Source organism: Kitasatospora sp. NPDC050463 (genome assembly GCF_040655255.1).
Classification (GTDB): domain Bacteria; phylum Actinomycetota; class Actinomycetes; order Streptomycetales; family Streptomycetaceae; genus Kitasatospora.
This window is the reverse complement of the sequence record NZ_JBFAJO010000008.1, coordinates 45855-63621: the sequence shown is the minus strand read 5'-3', so window position 1 is coordinate 63621 and position 17767 is coordinate 45855. Positions and strand designations below refer to the sequence as shown.

Here is a 17767-nt window from a genome sequence, read left to right as displayed (position 1 = left end):
CATCTCCCGGAATAGGTCGACATGCTCATCGCCGCACCCGTGCCGACGATCGGCCAGCACTCGCTCCTGGTGTTCCTCCTCCAGATCGCCGCCCTGCTGCTGCTGGCGCTCGTCCTCGGACGGCTGGCGCAGCGCTTCAACCTGCCCGCGGTCGCGGGCGAGCTGTGCGCGGGGGTGATCCTCGGGCCCTCGATCCTGGAACCGCTGCTGCCCGGCTTCTCCGGCTGGCTGCTGCCGCAGAAGGCCGACCAGATGCACCTGCTGGACGCGGCCGGGCAGCTCGGTGTGCTGCTGCTGGTCGGCGTCACCGGCGCGGAGCTGAAGTTCGCTCTGGTGCGGCGGCGCGGTCTCACCGCGGCCCGGGTCAGCATCGCCGGTCTGCTGCTGCCCCTGGGCCTCGGGATCGGCACCGGTTACCTGCTGCCGCGCTCGTTCCTGCCGAGCGGCGCGGACCCGGCGGTCTTCGCGCTCTTCCTCGGGGTGGCGATGTGCGTCACCGCGATCCCGGTGATCGCCAAGACCCTGCTGGACATGAAGCTCCTGCACCGGGACATCGGCCAGCTCATCCTGGCCGCGGGCGTGGTCGACGACGTGGTGGGCTGGTTCCTGCTGTCCGTCGTCTCGGCGATGGCCACCGCGGGGCTGACCGCCGGCGTCGTCACCACCGCGATCCTGTACCCGGTCGGCGTGGTGGTCTTCGCCTTCCTGATCGGCCGTCCGCTGGTCGGCGCGGCGCTGCGGGCGGCCGCGCGGTCGGAGAGCCCGGCGCCCACGATCGCCACCGCCGTGGTGATGGTGCTGTTCAGCGCGGCGGCGACGCAGGCGATGCACCTGGAGGCGATCTTCGGCGCCTTCGTCTGCGGTGTCCTGATCGGCACCAGCGGCCAGTTGGACACGGAGAAGCTGGCCCCGCTGCGGACCACGGTGCTGGCCTTCCTGGCCCCGCTCTTCTTCGCCACCGCCGGCCTGCGGATGGACCTCACCGCCCTGGGCCGCCCGGTCGTCCTGGGCGCCGCGGTGGCGGTGCTCGCGGTGGCGGTCTTCGGCAAGTTCGCGGGGGCCTTCCTCGGAGCCAGGCTCAGCCGGCTCAACCGCTGGGAGGCGCTGGCGCTCGGTGCCGGCATGAACTCCCGCGGCGTCGTCGAGGTGATCGTGGCGATGACCGGCCTGCGGCTCGGCGTCCTGAACACCGAGACGTACACCATCATCGTCCTCGTCGCGATCGTGACCTCCCTGATGGCGCCGCCCATCCTCCGGTACGCGATGTCCCGTGCCGAGGAGGTCGCCGAGGCCGGACTCGTCCTGGGCGACCAGCACGCCGGCCCGGCGCGGACCCCGGGCGCGGCCCGGACCCCCGATCCGGCACAGACTCCGGAACCGGTACCGACCCCCGATCCGGCACAGACCCCCGACCCGGCGCAGATCCCCGGCCGGGCACCCGGTGCGGTCCGCGTCTCCGACCAGCGAGGTGACTCATGAGCACGATGCTTCTCCTGAACGGCCCCAACCTCGGCATCCTCGGCCAGCGGGAGCCGGAGATCTACGGCACCGACACGCTGGCCGACATCGAGAAGGCCGTCGCCGAGGAGGTGAGCGGCCGGGGCTGGGAGGTCCGCTCCATCCAGCACGACTCGGAGGGCGACCTCGTGCGCGCCATCCACGAGCACCGCCTCAGCAGCGTCGGCGCCGTCGTCAACCCAGGTGCCCTGATGATCGCCGGGTGGAGCCTGCGTGACGCGCTGGCCAGCTATCCGCGGCCCTGGGTCGAGGTGCACCTGAGCAATGTGTGGGCGCGCGAGCAGTTCCGGCACGAGTCGGTGATCGCCCCGCTGGCCGGCGGCGTGGTGGTCGGCCTCGGCGCCTTCGGCTACCGGCTGGCGGCCCAGGCCCTGATGCACCTGACCGCCGCCGACCGCTGACGGGGCGTGCCGTCCGGCCGTCCGTCCGGCCTGCCCGGCCCGTTCGGTTGTCCCACCCATCCGGCCCGCCCGGACCGTGCGTTGAGAGGAAGACCCGGCCCATGAGGCTCAAGCTCCACGAAGTCGGCGACGGCGACAAGGTCGCGTTGCTCGTCCACAGCATCATCTCGTCGGCGGACACCTGGAGCCGGGTGGCGCCCCGGCTCGCCGACCGCGGCTACCGGGTGATCATGCCCGACCTGCGCGGCCACGGCGACAGCCCGCACGCCGAGGAGTACACGCCGGAGCTGCTCGCCGCCGACCTGGTCGAGTCGCTGCCGGCCGGCGCCGACCTCGTGATCGGCCACTCGTTCGGTGCGTCGGTGCTCTCACTGGCGGTGGAGGGGCTGCGCCCGGCCAAGGTGGTCTACAGCGACCCCGCCTGGCGGTTCACCGAGAAGTCGGTGGCCGAGATCCGGGAGTTCGCGCAGTTCACCAAGGTGGCGACCGCCGACGCGATCCGCCCGATGTTCCCCCGCTGGGCGCCCGAGGACCTCGACGCCGAGCTCGCCGGGTACGCGCGGTGGGACGTCCGGGCCGTCGACTGGCTGGAGAGCACGCACGACTACGTCCCCGCCCGGCCGATCGTGCCGTCGCTGGTCCAGGGTGCCGGCGACCACCACCTCGTCCCGGACGAGCTGGCCGCGAGCCTGCGGGCGAGCGGCTTCGAGGTGCGGTACGTGCCGGACACCGGCCACTGCATCCACCGGGACGACCTGGACGGCTTCCTGACGTCCCTCGACGGCTGGATCTGATCCGGTGGGAAACAGAAGTTGACGGCCGTTCAGATCGGTCGGACGGCGGCGCGACGAGGCCGCCGTCCGACCGGCCGAGTGGTGATCGGCCTGCGTGGTAGTGTCGCCGAGTGAGCTCTGGCCGCCTTGATCACGCAAGTGGGGGCACTTCCCCGACCGACGGGGAACCGCAGGTCGTGCACGGCTCGTTCGCCTTGCAGGTCGGTTTCTCGGCGCCGCCGGAGCAGGTCTTCGCGGCGTTCGCCGACCCCGGTCTGCGCACCCGCTGGTTCCGCCTCCCCGGCTCCTCGAAGAATGCCACTCACGCGCTGGACTTCCGGGTCGGCGGCAGCGAGGTGGCGGCCAACCTGTTCGTCTCCGGGGACATCGAGGAGCGGCTGGAGTACCGGTCCCGGTTCCACGACATCGTGCCCGACCGGCGCATCGTCTACGTCTACGAGGCCCATGTGGACGGCCTGCGCCGCTGGGTCTCCCTGGTGACGGTCGAACTCGACGCCCAGGGCGCCGGGTCCCGGCTCGACTGGACGGAGCAGTACGCGTACCTGGTGCTGAGCGGGGACGCCGTCCAGGACACCGCCCACCTCCGGGGCGGCACCCGGCTGCTGCTCAACGGCCTGTCCGCCGTCGTCGAGCCGGAGCGCTACCGGGGGCTGTCGAAGATCCGCCCCGACGGAGCCTGACTCCTCGTCGGTCCCGAGGCGTGCCCGAGAGCCGGTCGCCGCCCCGAAGCCGCGGGGGGCGACCGGCGTGGTGCGCGCTTCCGCGAGCTGCTCCACAGAAAGCAACGACGCGTCACGGCAGGGTTGTTGACCGGCAGTCAGATACGGCCGGCGACGGGCCGGGTGGCCGCCTCGATGTCCCCCTGGGCGGGGGCGGGTGCCGCCGCCACTGCGGTGGCCCTTCGCCGACGGGCGAGGGTGAGCAGGAGGCCGCCCGCCACGGCGCCGGCGAGGAGGACGGCCGCGCCCACCGAGGCGGCGCGGCCGACGGCGTCGGTGAACGCCTGGGCCACGTCCTGCGGCCGGGGGCGGCCGAGGGTGGCGAGGCGCTCCTCGAAGTGGCTGGTCATCAGCGTGCCGAGGATGCTGGTGCCGAGCACCGCGCCCACCTGGCGGGCCGCGTTGACCGTGCCGGCCGCGGCGCCCTCCTTGCCGGGTGGCACGTGGCCGACCGCCAGTGCGGTCGAGGGCGCGTTGGCCAGGCCGCAGCCGAAGCCGAACACCATCAGCGCCGGGGCGTAGCCGCCGAAGCCGTCGCCCGGCTCCACGGTGGCGAACAGGGCGGCGCCCGCGGCTGCCAGCAGCAGTCCGGTGACGATCGGCCGGGCCGCTCCGAAGCGCGGCCCGAGTACTCCGGCGGCCACCGAGGCGAGGATGAACATGCCGAACTCCGCGAGGAGTTGGAGGCCCACCTGGAGTGCGGTCAGCCCGCGCACCTGCTGCAGCCAGAGCACCTGGAGGAGGGAGAGGCCGACGAAGCCGAACAGGACGGTGGCGGCCAGCAGCAGCGCGGCACTGTACGAGGGGTCGCGCATCAGCCGCAGGTCGAGCAGCGGGTGGGCGCGGCGCGACTCGACCGCGGCGAAGGCGGCGAGCAGGACGGCGGCGCCGACCGCGGCGGCCAGCGGGGCGCCGCCGAGGTAGCTGTGGTGGCCGCCGTCGATCAGCCAGTAGATCAGCAGGGCGAGCCCGGCGGTGGCGAGGACCTGGCCGGGCCAGTCCAGCCGGACGCCCTCGGCGCGGGACTCGGGGACACCGAACAGGGCGGCGGCGACGGCGAGTGCGGCGATCACCGGGCCGAGCCAGAACGCGGTGTGCCAGGTCGACCAGCGCAGCGCCAGTCCGGCCGTGATCGGCCCGAGGGCGAGGCCGAGGCCGGAGGCGGCGGCCCAGGCGGAGATCGCACCGGCCCGCCGGCGCGGGTCGGGGAAGGCGCCGGTGACCAGGGCGAGCGAGCTGGGGGTGATCAGCGCGCCGCCGAGACCGGCGACCGCCTGCCCGGCCAACACGCCGGCGAGGCTGTCCGCGAACACCAGGACCACCCCGCCGGCGGCCATCGCGAGCGCGCCCAGCAGGAAGATCCGCCGCCGCCCCCAGCGGTCGGCGAAGGCGCCGGCGCCGAGCACGACGGAGGCCACCACCAGGGTGTACATGCTCGGGACCCAGACCAGGTCGGCGGAGTCGAGACCGAGGTCCGTGCGGACGGCGCCGAGGGTGCCGATGGTCTGGGTGGTCTGGACGAAGACGGTGAACAGGCCGAGGCAGGCGGCCAGCAGGACGGTCCCGCTGCGGTCAGTGCGCGGCATCGGGCGTCTCCGGGGTGCGGGTCGCCGTGGGGCGGGGGCTGGTCACGAGGGCTCCAGGGTGCTGGCAGGTCGGTGGGTTTGACATCGCGACTCACCCTAGCGTCGTGCGTTTGATTATCCAACCCTTCTGGTCGGCGGGGACCGGAAGGCGGCGGGGCGCCTCGGTGGGCCGAGGCGCCCCGCCGCCGCAGGGGGAGTCGTCGGGTCAGCTGGACGTGCTGCCGGGCGGGGTGACGCAGGGTGGGAGAGTCGAGGGCGAGACGGTCGCGCAGGTCACCGACGCGGCCGCCGACCGGGAGGCCGCCGTCGTGGTGCCCGTCGCCGTCGCCGTGGTCGCGGTGGTCGTCGCCGTGGAGGGGGTCACGCTCGCCGAGGGCGGGCCCGACGAGACCGGGGGCGAGGACGAGCTGGTCGACGACGAAGCCGACGCCGAGGCGGTGCTCGCCGAGGACGACGGCCCGGACGGCGAACCGGAGGAGCTGGAGGCCGACGCCGACCCGGTCGACGGACCGGTCGAGCCCGAGGTCGAGGTCGAGGCCGAGCCCGAACCCGAGGTGCTGGCCGAGGTGGAGCCCGACACCGACGCCGACGGCGAGACCGGGGGCATCGGCGCGGCCGGCGGGATGCCCGGCGCCAGCTCCCTCGGCGGCTGGACCGGCCGGTCCTCCACCTTGATCTGCCCGCTCACCCGGGCGAACCAGCCGCCGGTGGAGATGTTCACCAGGATGAACTCGGTCACCGGCTTCGGCGCGGCCACCACGATGACCAGCGCGGACGGCTGGAAGCCCGTCCAGGGCTTGCCGGTGTACTTGGCGTCGGACACCAGCGCCGGCGGCTTCAGCGGGTTCCCGCAGCCGCAGCGCACCCGCGGCACGCCCTGCGCGTCCACCAGGACGGAGGTGCCGGCCTGGAGCACCGACTGGTAGGCGACCGAGACCCCGCCCTTGTAGCCGTGGTTGGTCACCCGGGTGTCCACCCGCAGGTAGGCCGAGGTCAGCCCGCGCATGTAGCTCGGAATGGCGGACTGCTCGATCCCCTGGGCGGAGGCCCAGGCGCGGCCGGTGTCCCCGGCCGACGTCATGGAGATCAGCTTCTCCGTGTCGCAGGCCGGCTTGGACATCGCCCCCGCGTAGAGCCCGGCCGACGAGCCCTGCACGTTGTGGATGCCGGTCGGCGAGGCCGGGGCGGTGCTCTTGGTGGTGCCGGTCGGCTTGGCGGGGGTGGAGGTCGGCTCGGGAGCGGAGACCGCGGTGGTCTCCACCGACTGGGTGTACGGGGCCGGCCCCGAATCGCTCGGCGACTGCAGCGCCACCTCGTTGGCGGCCGGGATCGCGTCGCTGCCCGGCCCGCCCCCGCCACCGCTGCTGCTGACGATCACCACCGTCGCCACCACGGCCAGCACCGCCGTGCCCGCGACCACCGCCAGCTTCTTGCCGGAGCGCCACCACGGCGTCGGACGCCCGCCGGACGGCCCGCCCGGCGCACCGCCGGAGGAGCCCCCCGACCCGGACGGCGGAACGGACGGCGGACCCGGGGGGCCGCTCGACGGAGGTCCGGAGAGCGGGCCGGACGGGGGGCCGGACGGCGGCCCGGAGGGGGGTTGGGAACTCATCGAGGCTCCGTTTCGCGGGCGGCCGGCGAAACGGCCGGCACAGAAGGCTCCTGCCACTGGCTTCCATTTCTGCCCCCGCCGGGCATCCGCCGCAACAGCACGCCGCCACCTGGTCGCCGTGCGTACGCAGCGCGCACCGACCCGTCCTGGGTGAGGCTGGACCCAGACGCGAGGGGGGTACCCGAGTCGACGAGGAGCCCGCATGCCTCAGGAGCCCACCAGCACGGCGCCCGGCCCGCCCGGCTTTCTGCGCGGCTGGCTGGACGCGCTCGGGGTCGTCCTCGCCGGGATCGCCGCGATGGCGGCGGTGGCCGCGCTCGGCCTCTGGGCCGCCGGTGCCGACAGGCTTCCCGGCGGCGGGTTCCCCGCTGTCCTGGCCGGCGCGCTGGCGCTCGCGGTCGGCGGCTCCGTGCAGCTCGACGGCGGTGCGGGCTTCTTCGCCCAGGTGGACGCGGGGATCACCGCGATGCCGCTGAGCGTCGGACTGGTCGGCGCCCTGGTCATGGCGGAGGTCTTCCTGCGCCAGCTGCGCTTCCGGGCGGTCGCCGGCGGCACCGAACTGCTCGGCCGGGTGGCCCGGACGGCCGCCGTCTGGGTGGTGGCCCTCGTGCTCGTCACGCTCGCCGCCCGGCACACCTTCGTCGTCCCGCTCGGCAACGACCTCGCCGAGCAGATCGGTGGCGCCCTCGGGCTGACGCCCGAGATCGGCTTCCACGCGGAGGCGGCGACCACCGTCGGCCTCGGGCTGCTCTGGCTGCTGGTGGTGCTGGCCATCACCTTCGCGGTCTCCCGGCGGGCGCCGCTGCCGCGCGGCCTGGTGCCGTTCCAGCAGGCCGTCCGGCCCGCCGCGTTCGCGATGCTGCTGGTCCTGCTCGTCTGTGTGGTGATCGGACTGGTGGCGGGCCTGCTCACCGCCGTCGTGCACGGCAATGCCAAGGCGACGCTGGCCGTCCTGCTGCTGGCGCTGCCCAACCTGGTCTGGCTCGCCCTCGGGCTGGGGCTGGGCGCCGAGTGGCACGGCCACCTGGTCGGGGCGCTCGGCCTGCCGGTCCCGCAGCCGCTGGCCGACGTGATGCGCGCGCCGGACGGGCAGGAGGCCACCATCAGTCTCGGCACCCTCGCGGAGCAGGACGCCCGCGTCTGGTGGCTGCTGCCGCTCGCGGCCCTGCTGCTGCTGGCGGCGGGCTTCGTCGCCGCGTACCGCTCGCCGCGCGGGGTCCGGCTCTGGCAGCACGCCGTCCGGCTGGGCGCGGCGGCGGCCGTGACCATGCTGCTGGTGGGCGTCTGGTCACGGGTCTCCGCCGCCTACGGCCTCTCGGTGCTCGGCGTCGGCGTCGGCGAGGGCGGCCTGGGCGATCTCCTGGGCTCCGTCCTCGGCGACACCAACCCGGTCTCGGGCCTGGGCGGCGGGTCGCTCGCGCTCAGCCCGCAACTCTGGACGGCGGTGCCGCTGGCGGCGGGCTGGGGCGTGGTCGCGGGCCTGCTGGGCGCATTGCTGGCGGCCGGTCGGGGCCGGCGCGGCGAGATCGCGGCGGACGACGGCTGACCGACCGCCGGGGCCCGGACCGGCCGGCGCCTCACCGCGCCCGGGGGAAGACGACCGGGGCCGCCCAGAGCGGCGGCTCTGGGACGGCGGGCGAGGCGCCCGGCGCGCCCGGGCCGACGGCCGAAAGCGCCTGGGTGGGCGGTCCGCCGCCCTGCCACGCGGCGGCGCGGCCCGGGGCGTCGGCGGTGGCGGCGCGCAGCTCGGCCACGAACTGCAGGCAGCTGGTGTACCGCTGTTCGGGCGATTTGGCGAGCGCCCGGCCCACCACCTCGTCCACCCCGGTGGACAGGTCGGGGCGGTGGTCGCGCAGCGTCGGCGGCGGGTCGTTGAGGTGGGCCCAGAGCAGGGCGAGATCACTCTCCCGGCGGAACGGCGGCGTCCCGGCGAGCATCTCGAAGACGACGCACCCCAGGCTGTACTGGTCGCAGCGGCCGTCCAGCGGCCGCCCGGAGATCTGCTCGGGCGCCGCGTAGTCCAGGGTGCCGACGATCTGGCCGACGTTGGTCAGACCGCTGAGCGAGAGCGACTTCTTGGTGAGGCCGAAGTCCGCCAGGTAGAGGTGCTCCGGGTGTTCGCTGTCCGTCCCCGCGGCGACCAGCACGTTGCCGGGCTTGACGTCCCGGTGGACCAGGTCGTGGTCGTGCGCGGCGTCCAGCGCGGAGCCGATCTGCAGGGCCAGCCGGGCCGCCCGCTCGACCGGGAACGCGCCGCCCCGGTTCATCAGGCCGCGCAGGTCGCCGCCCTTGACGAAGCGCATCGCGATGAACAGGATGCCGTCGGCCTCGCCCGCCTCGAAGACCGGGATGATGTGCGGGTGGTCGATCGCGGCGGCGGCCTCCGACTCGTGGATGAACCGCTGCCGGAACACCTCGTTGCGGGCGAGCTCGGGGGCCAGCAGCTTCACCGCGACCGTCCGGCCCAGCCGCAGGTCCTTCGCGCGGTAGACGACGGCCATGCCGCCCCGCCCGATCTCCGCCTCCAGCCGGTAGCCGGCCACCCGCCGGCCGACCATGCCGGACGGCAGGCCCGGGGCCTCCGTCGTGCGCCCGTCGGGCGGTGCCGGCTGCTCGGTGGGCTCCCCGCCGCCGGGCCGGTCCGGGGGGATCACGGCTCACCCGTCCGGGTCTGCTCGTAGTCGCCCGCGCCCGGGCCGGGCGCCGCCGGGCGGGGCGCCGCGCCGGCTGCCGCGCCGGGGGTGGCCTTCGGCCGCCCGGGGGCCGCGTACGTCTGCAACTGGAGGCCGTCGCAGTAGCACCAGCGGTCGTGCACCTGGTCGAACAGCCAGAGCGCCTCGCCGTCGACGACCAGCCCGATCCGCAGGCCACGGGCCCGGTCCCGGAAGGTCTCCAGGTCGGCGCTGCCGGCGGCGAGGTCCTCCAGCAGCGCCCGGTAGCGGGCCAGCGCGCCCTCGGCCTCGGCCAGCGCCGGCCTGGGGTCGGCCGTCCGGGCCGGCGGGCCGGTGGCGTCCGGCGGCGCGCCGGGGAGGTTGATCAGCAGCCGGCCGTCCACCCAGGTGGTCCACCCGTTGGAGCAGAGCACGTGCCCCCAGTCGCCCTGCAGGCCGATCAGCCGGACGGGCAGCAGCGGGTCCAGCCGGGCCGACGGCTGCGCCGGGTCCGGGGCCGCCCAGGTGGCCATCCCGTCGGGCGGGGCCACATGGGTCGGGCGGAACGCGAATTCGTCCATGGGCTCCGTCCATCGGGGGGCGGTTCACTTCCGCATGATCGCCGGCTCCTGTCGGCGCAGCAGTGCCAGCACGGCGCCGCCCAGCACCACCGCGAGGCCCACCAGGATGCCCAGGCAGCGCAGCCAGCTGGTGCGGCCGGGGCGGAACAGCGGATCCGCGGTGATGGCGGTCGGGAACACCGTGTGCAGGTCGACGGTCTGGGCCATCGCGGCCAGACCCCAGCGCGACGGCACCAGCCAGGCGAACTGCTCCAGGCCGGGCACCCCGTGCAGCTTCAGCATGGCGCCGCTGAAGACGATCTGCACCACCGAGAGGAGCACCAGCATCGGCATGGTGGCCTCCTCCTTGCGGACCAGCGCCGAGACCAGCAGGCCGAGCATCATCGCCGAGAAGGAGAGCATCGCGACCGCCAGGATCAGCTCGATCAGCGGCGGCAGCACGACGCCACTGTGCACCTGCAGCCCGGTGGGCAGCGTCGGGCTGAGGTCCACCCCGGCCAGGCCGACGGTGGTCAGCACGGCCGCCTGGGCCACCGTGATCGTGCCCAGCACCACCACCTTGGAGACCAGGTACGCCGATCTGGAGAGCCCGACCACCCGTTCTCGCTGGTAGATCGGACGTTCCTTGACGATCTCGCGCACCGCGTTGGCGGAGCCGGTGAGCAGGCCGCCGATGCAGAGGGTGAGCACCACGTTGATGGCGTTGTCGGGGGAGATCCGGGAGCCCGCCATCGCCCGGCACATCACACCGATGATGAACGGCAGGGCGATCATCACGGTGAGGAAGAGCCGGTCGGCCGCCAGCACGGCGGTGTAGCGGCGCACCAGGGTGGACAGCTGGGAGAACCAGCCCTGCGGCTTCTCCGGTCCGAACGGGCTGCCGGCGGCCGCGGCCGGGCGTGCGGCCGGGACGCCCTGCACCGCGCCGGCCGCCACGTACCGCTGGTACTGCGGGGACTCGCGGTAGCGGCGCTGCCAGGTGGCGTGGTCCTCGTTCTCGAACGCCTCGAAGGCCTCCGGCCATTCGGTGTAGCCGAAGTAGGCCAGGGCCTCGCCCGGCGGGCCGTAGTACGCGGTCCGGCCGCCCGGGGCCAGCACCAGCAGCCGGTCGCAGACGGACAGGCTCAGCACGCTGTGGGTGACCACGACGACCGTGCGGCCGTCGTCGGCCAGGCCGCGCAGCATCGTCATCACCGAGCGCTCCATGCCCGGGTCCAGCCCGGAGGTCGGTTCGTCCAGGAACAGCAGCGAGGGCTTGGTGAGCAGTTCCAGGGCGACGCTGACGCGCTTGCGCTGACCGCCGGAGAGGCTGGAGATCACCAGGTCGGCCCGGCTGTCCAGGCCGAGTTCGTGGATCACCTCGTCGACCCGGGCCTCGCGCTCGCCCTTGGTGGTGTCGCCGGGGAAGCGGAGTTCGGCCGCGTAGGAGAGCGCGCGGCGGACGCTGAGCTGGGTGTGCAGGATGTCGTCCTGCGGCACCAGGCCGATCCGGCGGCGCAGTTCGGCGTAGTCCCGGTAGAGGTCGCGCCCGTCGTACAGGACGGTGCCCTCGTCGGCGGGGCGCAGTCCGGTGAGGGCGTTGAGCAGGGTCGACTTGCCGGCGCCGCTCGGGCCGGCCACCGCGAGCAGGGCCTTCTCGGCGAGCGGGAAGCCGACGCCGTCCAGCAGCACCCGGTGGTCGGGGCCGACCCGGACGACCAGGTCCTGGACGTCGAGCGAGATCTCGCCGGTGTCGGTGTACTCGACCAGCTCGTCACCGGACAGGCAGAACGCGGAGTGGCCGATGCCGACGATGTCGGCCGGGCCGACCGGAGCCTGGTGCACCGGGCGGCCGTTGAGGTAGGTGCCGTTGTGGCTGCCGAGGTCGACGATCTCGTGGCCGCCGTCGGGGAGGGTGCGCAGTTCGGCGTGGTGGCGGGAGACCACCAGGTCGTCCAGGACGAGGTCGTTGTCGTCGGCCCGGCCGATCCGCATCGTCCGGCCCGGCAGCCGGATGATCGCACTGGGCTGCCGGAACACGCCGGAGGCCTGCGGGGCGATCAGCGACGGCCGCTCGCCGGCCGCCGCGGGCAGCCCGGCGAAGGTCGCGGACGGGCCGTCGGCGGGGCTGCCGAACCGCAGCCGGGTACCGGGGCTGATGTCCTCGTGCTCGATCCGGCGGCCGTCCGTGAAGGTGCCGTTGGTGCTGCCGACGTCATCCAGCAGCCAGTGGCCGTCACTGGCGTGCAGCACCGCGTGGTGCCAGGAGACCCGCGGGTCGTCGAGGACGATCTCGCTGGTCGGGTCGCGGCCGACGTGGTACGACCGACCGGGGTCGATCAGCTGCGAATCCCCGTCGGTGACGAGTACCAGAGGCGGCGCGACGGGCGCGCCTGCGCGCTCTCCCATGATTCGGATTCTAGCCCGGCCGGGGCGCCCCGGCTTTCCGGTGCGTCCCCTCCGGTGCGGCCCCGGCGGCTGACCGGCACAGGTAAGTGGACTGGACCACTGGATCCGGACCGGGCCGCTGCCCTATCGTTTGCCCCATCGTCCGGAGCCGCTGCCTCATCGTCCGGAGCGGTTGCCCCGTCGTCCGGAACGATCCGGACCGCCCCCGCGAGCCCCTGGATGGACCGATGAGCCCCTGGCCGCAGTTGCGCGACTCCCGGCTCGTCCGGGCCGGCCGGGCCCCGGGGACCCTCCTGCGCTGCGGGCTGATGGACACCATGCTTGCCGACCTCTCGGTCTCGGTGGTCCTCTTCTTCGAGCAGACCCTCGACGAGGACCGGCTCGCCGCCGGCCTCGCCCGGGCCCTGGCGCGGGTCCCGGTCTTCGCCGGCCGACTGCGCACCGTCGGCGAGGAGTTGACCGCCGTCTGCGACGACTCCGGTGTGCCGGTGGACAGGTACGACGTCGACGGGACGCTCGCGGAGGCGATGGGCCGGGTCACCTCGGCCGGCGCCGCCCTGGTCGACCCGGTGGACGCCCCGGCCGCCCGGGCCGGCGGCGTCCCGCTGCTCACCGTCCGGATCACCCGCCCCTCGGCCGGCGGTACGGTGCTCGGCTGCTCCTGGCACCATGCGATCGGGGACCTGCAGAGCTTCATGCTGCTGATGCGGGCCTGGTCCGCCGCGGTGGAGGGTGAGGAGCTGCCCGAGGCCGAACTCGTCGAGGACCAGGACGCGTTGTTGGACAAGGTGCTGCCCGCCGAGGACTGCGGGCGGCCCGGGTTCCGGCTGCCCGGTCCGGCCGAGGCCGCCGTGCTGGCCCGCGCGGTGGCGGCCGGGCCACGCGCCAACCGGACCGTCCAGCTGTACTTCGGCGAAGCCGAGATCGACCGGATGCGGGCGGAGTTCAGTGCGCGGGCGGGCCGAAGACTCTCCGCCGGCGACGTGCTCTGCGCCCATGTCGTCGCTACCGTCAGGGCGTTGGACGAGGACGGCGGGACCCGCTGGCTGACCGTCCCGGTCAACGCGCGCCGCCCGCTCGGCCTGCCGCCCACCCTGGTCGGCAACCTGCTGGGGGACGTCCACCTGCCGCACGCACCGCAGGACGGGGCACCGGCCCTGGCGGCCGCGCTCCGGGCGGCGCTGGACGGCTTCGCGGGCGAGCACCTCAACCTCCGCTCCAACCTCCGCTTCCTGGAGGCGATCGGGCGGTCCCGGCTGCGCGACTGCGTACCGCTCGGCTTCGACCCGGAGGACCGTCGGTTCAGCTTCTCCAACTGGAGCCGGTTCGGCGCGTACGAGATCTCCTTCCAGGGGCACCGGCCGGTGTTCTTCAGCCCGGCCGCCAACTATCCGCTGCCGTGGGTCTCCTGGACGGTCGAGGGCTTCCACGGGGCCGGCTCGCTCACCACGGCGGTGCTCCCGGCGCGGTTGGCCGCCAGGCTGCGCGGCGCCGAGGGGCGGGCGGCGCTGCACCGCTTCCGCGACCCGGCCGACGTGCTGCCCGCGCTGGTCGCCGCGGTGCCGAAGGTGCTCTGAGGCACCGGCTCTCGCGACACCGGTCCTCGGGGCACCTTCCCCGGGACGCCGGCCCCAGGGTGTCAACGCCGATGGGGGAGAGGGCCAACGGGCCGTCTCCCCCCCCGATCGGGCGGTGGTGCCGGTCAGGCCGGGAAGGCCTCCTCGATCGCCGTCCAGAGCTGCACCCGGGCCTTGAGCGCGAGCCGGACGGTCTCCGCACACGCGGTCCACTTGGCGTCGTCCTCGCCGCAGAGGTCGATCAGCATCTGCATCGCCATCGGGGTGTGCTGCTCGCCGTCCACCTCGATGTGCCGGGCCAGGTAGTCCTTGAAGACGGTGAGCGCGCCGTCCGGGTCGTCGATCTCGATGACCTGGGCGAACATCTCGGGGATGAGGTCCTCGCGGCCGAAGGCGAACGCGGCCGCGCGGCAGTGCACCGGCGCGTTCTCGATGATCTCCCAGGTGGTCGCCGTGAAGTCGACGGCGGCCTGCGGCACCCCGGCGGTCTTCAGCGCCTCGGGTACCGGGGTGCCCGCCCGCAGCAGCTCCAAGAAGGCCTCGACCGGGGCCGGGTCGGCGCCGGCCTGCCGCATGCCCTCGACGTACAGCTCGAAGTGGCTGGTGTAGCCCTCGCCGAGCTCGTCGCTCTCCTCCACCAGCACGATGTCGTTGATCAGCCGGCGGCTGGCGGTCGGCCCGTTCGGGACCCAGGGCACGTCGACGCAGGTCAGCTCGCGCTGCAGGCTCTTCAGCAGCGACATGAAGTCCCAGACGGCGAAGACGTGCCGGTCCAGGAAGGTGCGCACGTGGCCGATGCTGGTCAGGCCGCCGTAGACGGTGTGGCCGACGACCTCGCGGCGCAGCGGGTCGATCGCCTCCTGCAGGCCGGTCAGGCCGGGGTGCGAACGGTCCCAGTGGTAACGGTCGTTGGACATGTGAAGCTCCTTCACGGGGGGAACGGGAGTCTGCCACGACGGGTGCGCTCCGGACAGGGGTCGCGCAGCTGCCGGGCTACTTGGTGGCCGGACGGGACCTACTTCATGACGGCGCGCAGGGCGGCCCGCAGCTGCTCCCGGCCGGGCTGGAGGGCGCGGTCGAGGGCGGGGGCGAAGGGCAGGACCGCGCCGTCGGGGCGGGTGATCCGGCGGGGCGGGGCGATCAGCCGCATCTCCTCCGCGGCGGTCGCCAGCACCTCGGCGCCGATGCCGCAGCTGCGGTTGGAGTCGTCGACCACCACCAGCCGGCCGGTGCGCTCCAACGAGGCGGCGAGTGCCGCCCAGTCGAAGGGGTGCAGCGTGCGAGGGTCCAGTACCTCGACCGAGATCTCGTCGGCGAGCTCCTCCGCGACCGCCAGCGCGTCGTGCACCAGGTGGCCGACGGCGACCAGGGTGACGTCGGTGCCGGCCCGGTGCACGCGCGCCGAGCCGAGCGGGATCGGCTCCAGCGCCCAGGTGACGGTCTCGCGCACCGCCAGCGCGGCGGCCGGCGCGAACACCACCACCGGATCCGGGTCGCGCACGGCGGAGCGCAGCAGGCCGTACGCGTCGGTCGGGGTGGCGGGCACCACGGTCTTCACCCCGGCGTGCGCGAACAGGCTGTACGGGTGGTCGGAGTGCTGGCCCGCCCAGCCGTCCCGGGAGCCCGAGCCGGGGACGACACAGGTCAGCGGGACGCCCGCCTGGCCTCCGGTCATCAGGGAGAACTTGTGGGCCTGGTTGACGAGTTGCTCGAAGACGAGGAACAGCAGGGAGGGGATCTGGAACTCGATCACCGGCCGCCGCCCGGCCAGGGCCGCGCCGATCGCCATCGCGGTGAAGGCCTGCTCGGAGAGCGGGGTGTCGACGATCCGCTCCGGCCCGAACCGGTCGAGCAGCCCGAGGGTCGGTCCGGCCAGGCCGGCGCCGATGTCCTCGCCGAACACGCAGACCTCGGGATCGTCGGTCAACTCGTCGGCCAGGGCCCGGTTGAGCGCCTTGGTGTAGGAGAGCCGGGTCACCGCGTCGCCCCCGCCCGCGGTCGCCGTCCATCGGCGTACAGGTAGTCCAACGCGCCCTCCGGGTCCGGGAGTTCGGATGCGAGCGCGAATCGCTCAGCCTCCGCCAGGTCGGCCGCCACCGCCACGTCGAGTGCGGTGGCGGCGGCCTCGCCGATCGCCGCGGCGGCGCGCGGAAGCGGGTCGCGGGCCCGCCAGTCGGCCACCTCCTCCGGGGTGCGGTAGCGCAGCTTCATCCGGCGCTCCATGGTGTGGTGGCCCTCGAAACGGTAGGTGCGGCACTCCAGGAACCCCGGGCCGCCGCCCGCCCGCGCCCGGGCGACGGCCTCCTCGGTCGCGGTCCGGACGGCCTCGGTGTCCATCCCGTCGACGGTGACGGCGGGGATGCCGAAGGCGGCCGCCCGGCCGACGGCGGTGCCCGCGACGGCGGTGGCGGCGGGCAGCGTGGTCGCGTAGCCGTTGTTCTCGCAGACGAAGACCACCGGCAGCCGCCACATCGCGGCCAGGTTGAGCGACTCCAGCAGCACGCCCTGGTTGAGCGCGCCGTCGCCGAAGAAGGAGACCGCCACCCGGCCGTCGCCGGCCTGCCGGGCGGCCCAGGCGGCGCCGACCGCGATCGGTGCACCGGCGCCGACGATGCCGTTGGCGCCCAGGATGCCCAGCGAGAGGTCGGCGGCGTGCATCGAGCCGCCCCGGCCGCGGTTCAACCCGTCGACGCGGCCCGCCAGTTCGGCGAGCAGCCGGCAGGGGTCGACGCCCCGGGCGAGCACATGGCCGTGCCCGCGGTGGGTGGAGGTGAGGCGGTCGCCCGGGTCCAGTGCGGCGCAGACGCCGACCGCGACCGCCTCCTGGCCGATGTAGGGGTGGATGCCGCCGGTGATCACCCCGGACTTCACCAGGCCGAGCGCCAGCTCCTCGAAACCGCGGATCAGCCGCAGCATCCGGTACCGCTGTGCGGGCGTGCCGAGCGCCGCCGTCCCGGTGCCGCCCCGCGCCGTCGGGTCGTCCGTGGCGGCGCCGGCCGCCGCCGTCACGGGGTGCCCCGCCAGAGCGTCGGGCAGATCTCCGGGTCGGCGTAGTCCGGTCGGCCGTCGGCGGTGCGGCGGACCACCACGTCGTGGTTGTAGACCACGGTGCCGCCGTCCGGCCTGAGGTGGCGGCGGTACTCGTTCGCCCCGTCCTGGAGGTGGAGCGAGACGGCGCGGCGCGGGGCGTCGGAGAGGTTGGCGCCGCTGCCGTGGTAGGTGCGGCAGTGGTGGAAGCTGACGTGCCCGCGCGGGATCTCGATCGGGACCTTGCGCACCTGCTGCCCGTTGTGGTGCGCGTTGGCGGTCAGGATCGACTCCAGCTCGGAGCGGTCGCGGTGGGCGAAGTGGCGGGTGGAGTCCTCGCCGGAGTCCAGCTCGCGCCAGCGGTGGCTGCCGTCGATCATGGTGATGGTGCCGTTCTCCTCCCGGCAGTCGTGGAACGGGAGGAAGGCGGTGAGCATCCGGTCGGAGCTGGACGTCTGCCAGTAGTGCTTGTCGAAGTGCCAGGGCACCTGGTTGGTCGGCTCCTCGGGCACCGGCGGCTTGTAGATCAGCGTCGCCTGGAAGACCCGGATCTCCTCGGCCTCGGCCAGCAGTGCGGCGACGGCGCCCAGCAGGGGCTTGCGCAGGATCGCGCCGATGGCGTCGCTCTCGTAGTGCACGTAGTCGTTGTGCCGCTGGACCGGACCGTGCGCGGGCTCCCAGGCGGCGAGGTTCGGCGGACGGACGGGCAGTTCGCGGTCCCGGTGGCCCTCGTAGTACTTCTCGGTGGCGGCCTGCAGGGTGTCCAGCTCCTCGTCGCTGAACAGCCGGCGGGAGAGGTACCAGCCGTGTTCGAGGTAACCGGCCACCTCCTCGGGGGTGGGCAGCAGCGCGCGCTCGGCGTCGGTCAGTCGGAACTCGGGTGCGGTGGTCATGCCGTGGCCTCCTTCTGCGG

At 74.2% G+C, this 17767-nt stretch carries 15 protein-coding genes; 6 read left to right on the top strand and 9 right to left on the bottom strand.

All coding sequences use genetic code 11. From position 1 onward, the window contains the following. Positions 1-21 precede the first annotated feature (21 nt). From AB0J08_RS07605 to AB0J08_RS07590, 4 genes are all read left to right on the top strand, one after another. Positions 22-1479, top strand: coding sequence for a cation:proton antiporter (locus tag AB0J08_RS07605; protein WP_360628466.1), 1458 nt, complete (start codon positions 22-24; stop codon positions 1477-1479). Further along, positions 1476-1919, top strand: a complete 444-nt coding sequence (locus tag AB0J08_RS07600; RefSeq protein WP_360628464.1) for a type II 3-dehydroquinate dehydratase — start codon at positions 1476-1478, stop codon at positions 1917-1919. Before AB0J08_RS07605 ends, AB0J08_RS07600 begins: the two co-directional genes overlap by 4 nt. Positions 1920-2020: 101 nt before the next feature. Beyond that, on the top strand, positions 2021-2713 hold the full coding sequence (locus AB0J08_RS07595) for an alpha/beta hydrolase (RefSeq protein ID WP_360628461.1): 693 nt from the start codon (positions 2021-2023) through the stop codon (positions 2711-2713). A 176-nt stretch (positions 2714-2889) separates the two neighbouring features. Beyond that, the gene (locus AB0J08_RS07590; protein WP_360628458.1) at positions 2890-3393 is read left to right on the top strand and encodes an SRPBCC domain-containing protein; all 504 of its coding nucleotides are present in this window, start codon (positions 2890-2892) and stop codon (positions 3391-3393) included. 137 nt (positions 3394-3530) lie between these two features. Here the strand turns inward: AB0J08_RS07590 and AB0J08_RS07585 are convergent, their stop codons facing one another. Together AB0J08_RS07585 and AB0J08_RS07580 are read right to left on the bottom strand one after the other, a co-directional pair. Continuing rightward, on the bottom strand, positions 3531-5018 hold the full coding sequence (locus tag AB0J08_RS07585; RefSeq protein WP_360628455.1) for an MFS transporter: 1488 nt from the start codon (positions 5016-5018) through the stop codon (positions 3531-3533). 205 nt (positions 5019-5223) lie between these two features. Continuing rightward, positions 5224-6438: a DUF6777 domain-containing protein gene (locus AB0J08_RS07580; RefSeq protein WP_360628452.1), complete on the bottom strand. Its 1215-nt coding sequence runs from the start codon at positions 6436-6438 to the stop codon at positions 5224-5226. Positions 6439-6832: 394 nt separating this feature from the next. Here AB0J08_RS07580 and AB0J08_RS07575 point away from each other — a divergent pair, with 394 nt between their 5' ends. Next, the gene (locus AB0J08_RS07575; RefSeq protein ID WP_360628449.1) at positions 6833-8176 is read left to right on the top strand and encodes a streptophobe family protein; all 1344 of its coding nucleotides are present in this window, start codon (positions 6833-6835) and stop codon (positions 8174-8176) included. A 31-nt stretch (positions 8177-8207) separates the two neighbouring features. Here AB0J08_RS07575 and AB0J08_RS07570 read toward each other — a convergent pair whose 3' ends face one another. The 3 genes from AB0J08_RS07570 to AB0J08_RS07560 all read right to left on the bottom strand — a co-directional run bounded on the left by AB0J08_RS07570 (position 8208) and on the right by AB0J08_RS07560 (position 12250). Beyond that, a complete protein-coding gene (locus AB0J08_RS07570) occupies positions 8208-9188 on the bottom strand; it encodes a serine/threonine-protein kinase (protein WP_360628588.1) in 981 nt (326 codons plus the stop codon). A 92-nt stretch (positions 9189-9280) separates the two neighbouring features. After that, positions 9281-9862, bottom strand: coding sequence for a hypothetical protein (locus tag AB0J08_RS07565; RefSeq protein ID WP_360628446.1), 582 nt, complete (start codon positions 9860-9862; stop codon positions 9281-9283). A 24-nt stretch (positions 9863-9886) separates the two neighbouring features. Beyond that, a complete protein-coding gene (locus AB0J08_RS07560; RefSeq protein ID WP_360628443.1) occupies positions 9887-12250 on the bottom strand; it encodes an FHA domain-containing protein in 2364 nt (787 codons plus the stop codon). A 227-nt stretch (positions 12251-12477) separates the two neighbouring features. Between AB0J08_RS07560 and AB0J08_RS07555 the strand changes: the two genes are divergently transcribed. Then, positions 12478-13827 carry an acyltransferase gene (locus AB0J08_RS07555; protein WP_360628440.1) on the top strand — a complete coding sequence of 450 codons (1350 nt, stop codon included), beginning with the start codon at positions 12478-12480 and terminating at the stop codon, positions 13825-13827. A gap of 125 nt (positions 13828-13952) precedes the next feature. On the opposite strand, the gene AB0J08_RS07550 is transcribed toward AB0J08_RS07555, so the two are convergent. The 4 genes from AB0J08_RS07550 to AB0J08_RS07535 form a co-directional block, all read right to left on the bottom strand. After that, on the bottom strand, positions 13953-14744 hold the full coding sequence (locus AB0J08_RS07550) for a DUF3050 domain-containing protein (RefSeq protein WP_360628437.1): 792 nt from the start codon (positions 14742-14744) through the stop codon (positions 13953-13955). 98 nt (positions 14745-14842) lie between these two features. Beyond that, positions 14843-15805, bottom strand: coding sequence for a transketolase C-terminal domain-containing protein (locus tag AB0J08_RS07545; protein ID WP_360628434.1), 963 nt, complete (start codon positions 15803-15805; stop codon positions 14843-14845). Further along, a complete protein-coding gene (locus tag AB0J08_RS07540) occupies positions 15802-16836 on the bottom strand; it encodes a thiamine pyrophosphate-dependent dehydrogenase E1 component subunit alpha (RefSeq protein WP_360628431.1) in 1035 nt (344 codons plus the stop codon). Before AB0J08_RS07540 ends, AB0J08_RS07545 begins: the two co-directional genes overlap by 4 nt. Further along, positions 16833-17747: a phytanoyl-CoA dioxygenase family protein gene (locus tag AB0J08_RS07535; RefSeq protein WP_360628428.1), complete on the bottom strand. Its 915-nt coding sequence runs from the start codon at positions 17745-17747 to the stop codon at positions 16833-16835. The genes AB0J08_RS07540 and AB0J08_RS07535 overlap by 4 nt, the downstream gene beginning before the upstream one ends. Between the last annotated feature and the right edge of the window lie 20 nt (positions 17748-17767).

What these genes read in the sequence shown, in the direction of transcription:
- AB0J08_RS07605 (WP_360628466.1), top strand. Translation starts at nt 22, where the DNA reads ATGCTCATCGCCGCACCCGTGCCGACGATCGGCCAGCACTCGCTCCTG.
- AB0J08_RS07600 (WP_360628464.1), top strand. Translation starts at nt 1,476, where the DNA reads ATGAGCACGATGCTTCTCCTGAACGGCCCCAACCTCGGCATCCTCGGC.
- AB0J08_RS07595 (WP_360628461.1), top strand. Translation starts at nt 2,021, where the DNA reads ATGAGGCTCAAGCTCCACGAAGTCGGCGACGGCGACAAGGTCGCGTTG.
- AB0J08_RS07585 (WP_360628455.1), bottom strand. Translation starts at nt 5,018, where the DNA reads ATGCCGCGCACTGACCGCAGCGGGACCGTCCTGCTGGCCGCCTGCCTC.
- AB0J08_RS07575 (WP_360628449.1), top strand. Translation starts at nt 6,833, where the DNA reads ATGCCTCAGGAGCCCACCAGCACGGCGCCCGGCCCGCCCGGCTTTCTG.
- AB0J08_RS07570 (WP_360628588.1), bottom strand. Translation starts at nt 9,188, where the DNA reads ATGGTCGGCCGGCGGGTGGCCGGCTACCGGCTGGAGGCGGAGATCGGG.
- AB0J08_RS07565 (WP_360628446.1), bottom strand. Translation starts at nt 9,862, where the DNA reads ATGGACGAATTCGCGTTCCGCCCGACCCATGTGGCCCCGCCCGACGGG.
- AB0J08_RS07560 (WP_360628443.1), bottom strand. Translation starts at nt 12,250, where the DNA reads ATGGGAGAGCGCGCAGGCGCGCCCGTCGCGCCGCCTCTGGTACTCGTC.
- AB0J08_RS07555 (WP_360628440.1), top strand. Translation starts at nt 12,478, where the DNA reads ATGAGCCCCTGGCCGCAGTTGCGCGACTCCCGGCTCGTCCGGGCCGGC.
- AB0J08_RS07550 (WP_360628437.1), bottom strand. Translation starts at nt 14,744, where the DNA reads ATGTCCAACGACCGTTACCACTGGGACCGTTCGCACCCCGGCCTGACC.
- AB0J08_RS07535 (WP_360628428.1), bottom strand. Translation starts at nt 17,747, where the DNA reads ATGACCACCGCACCCGAGTTCCGACTGACCGACGCCGAGCGCGCGCTG.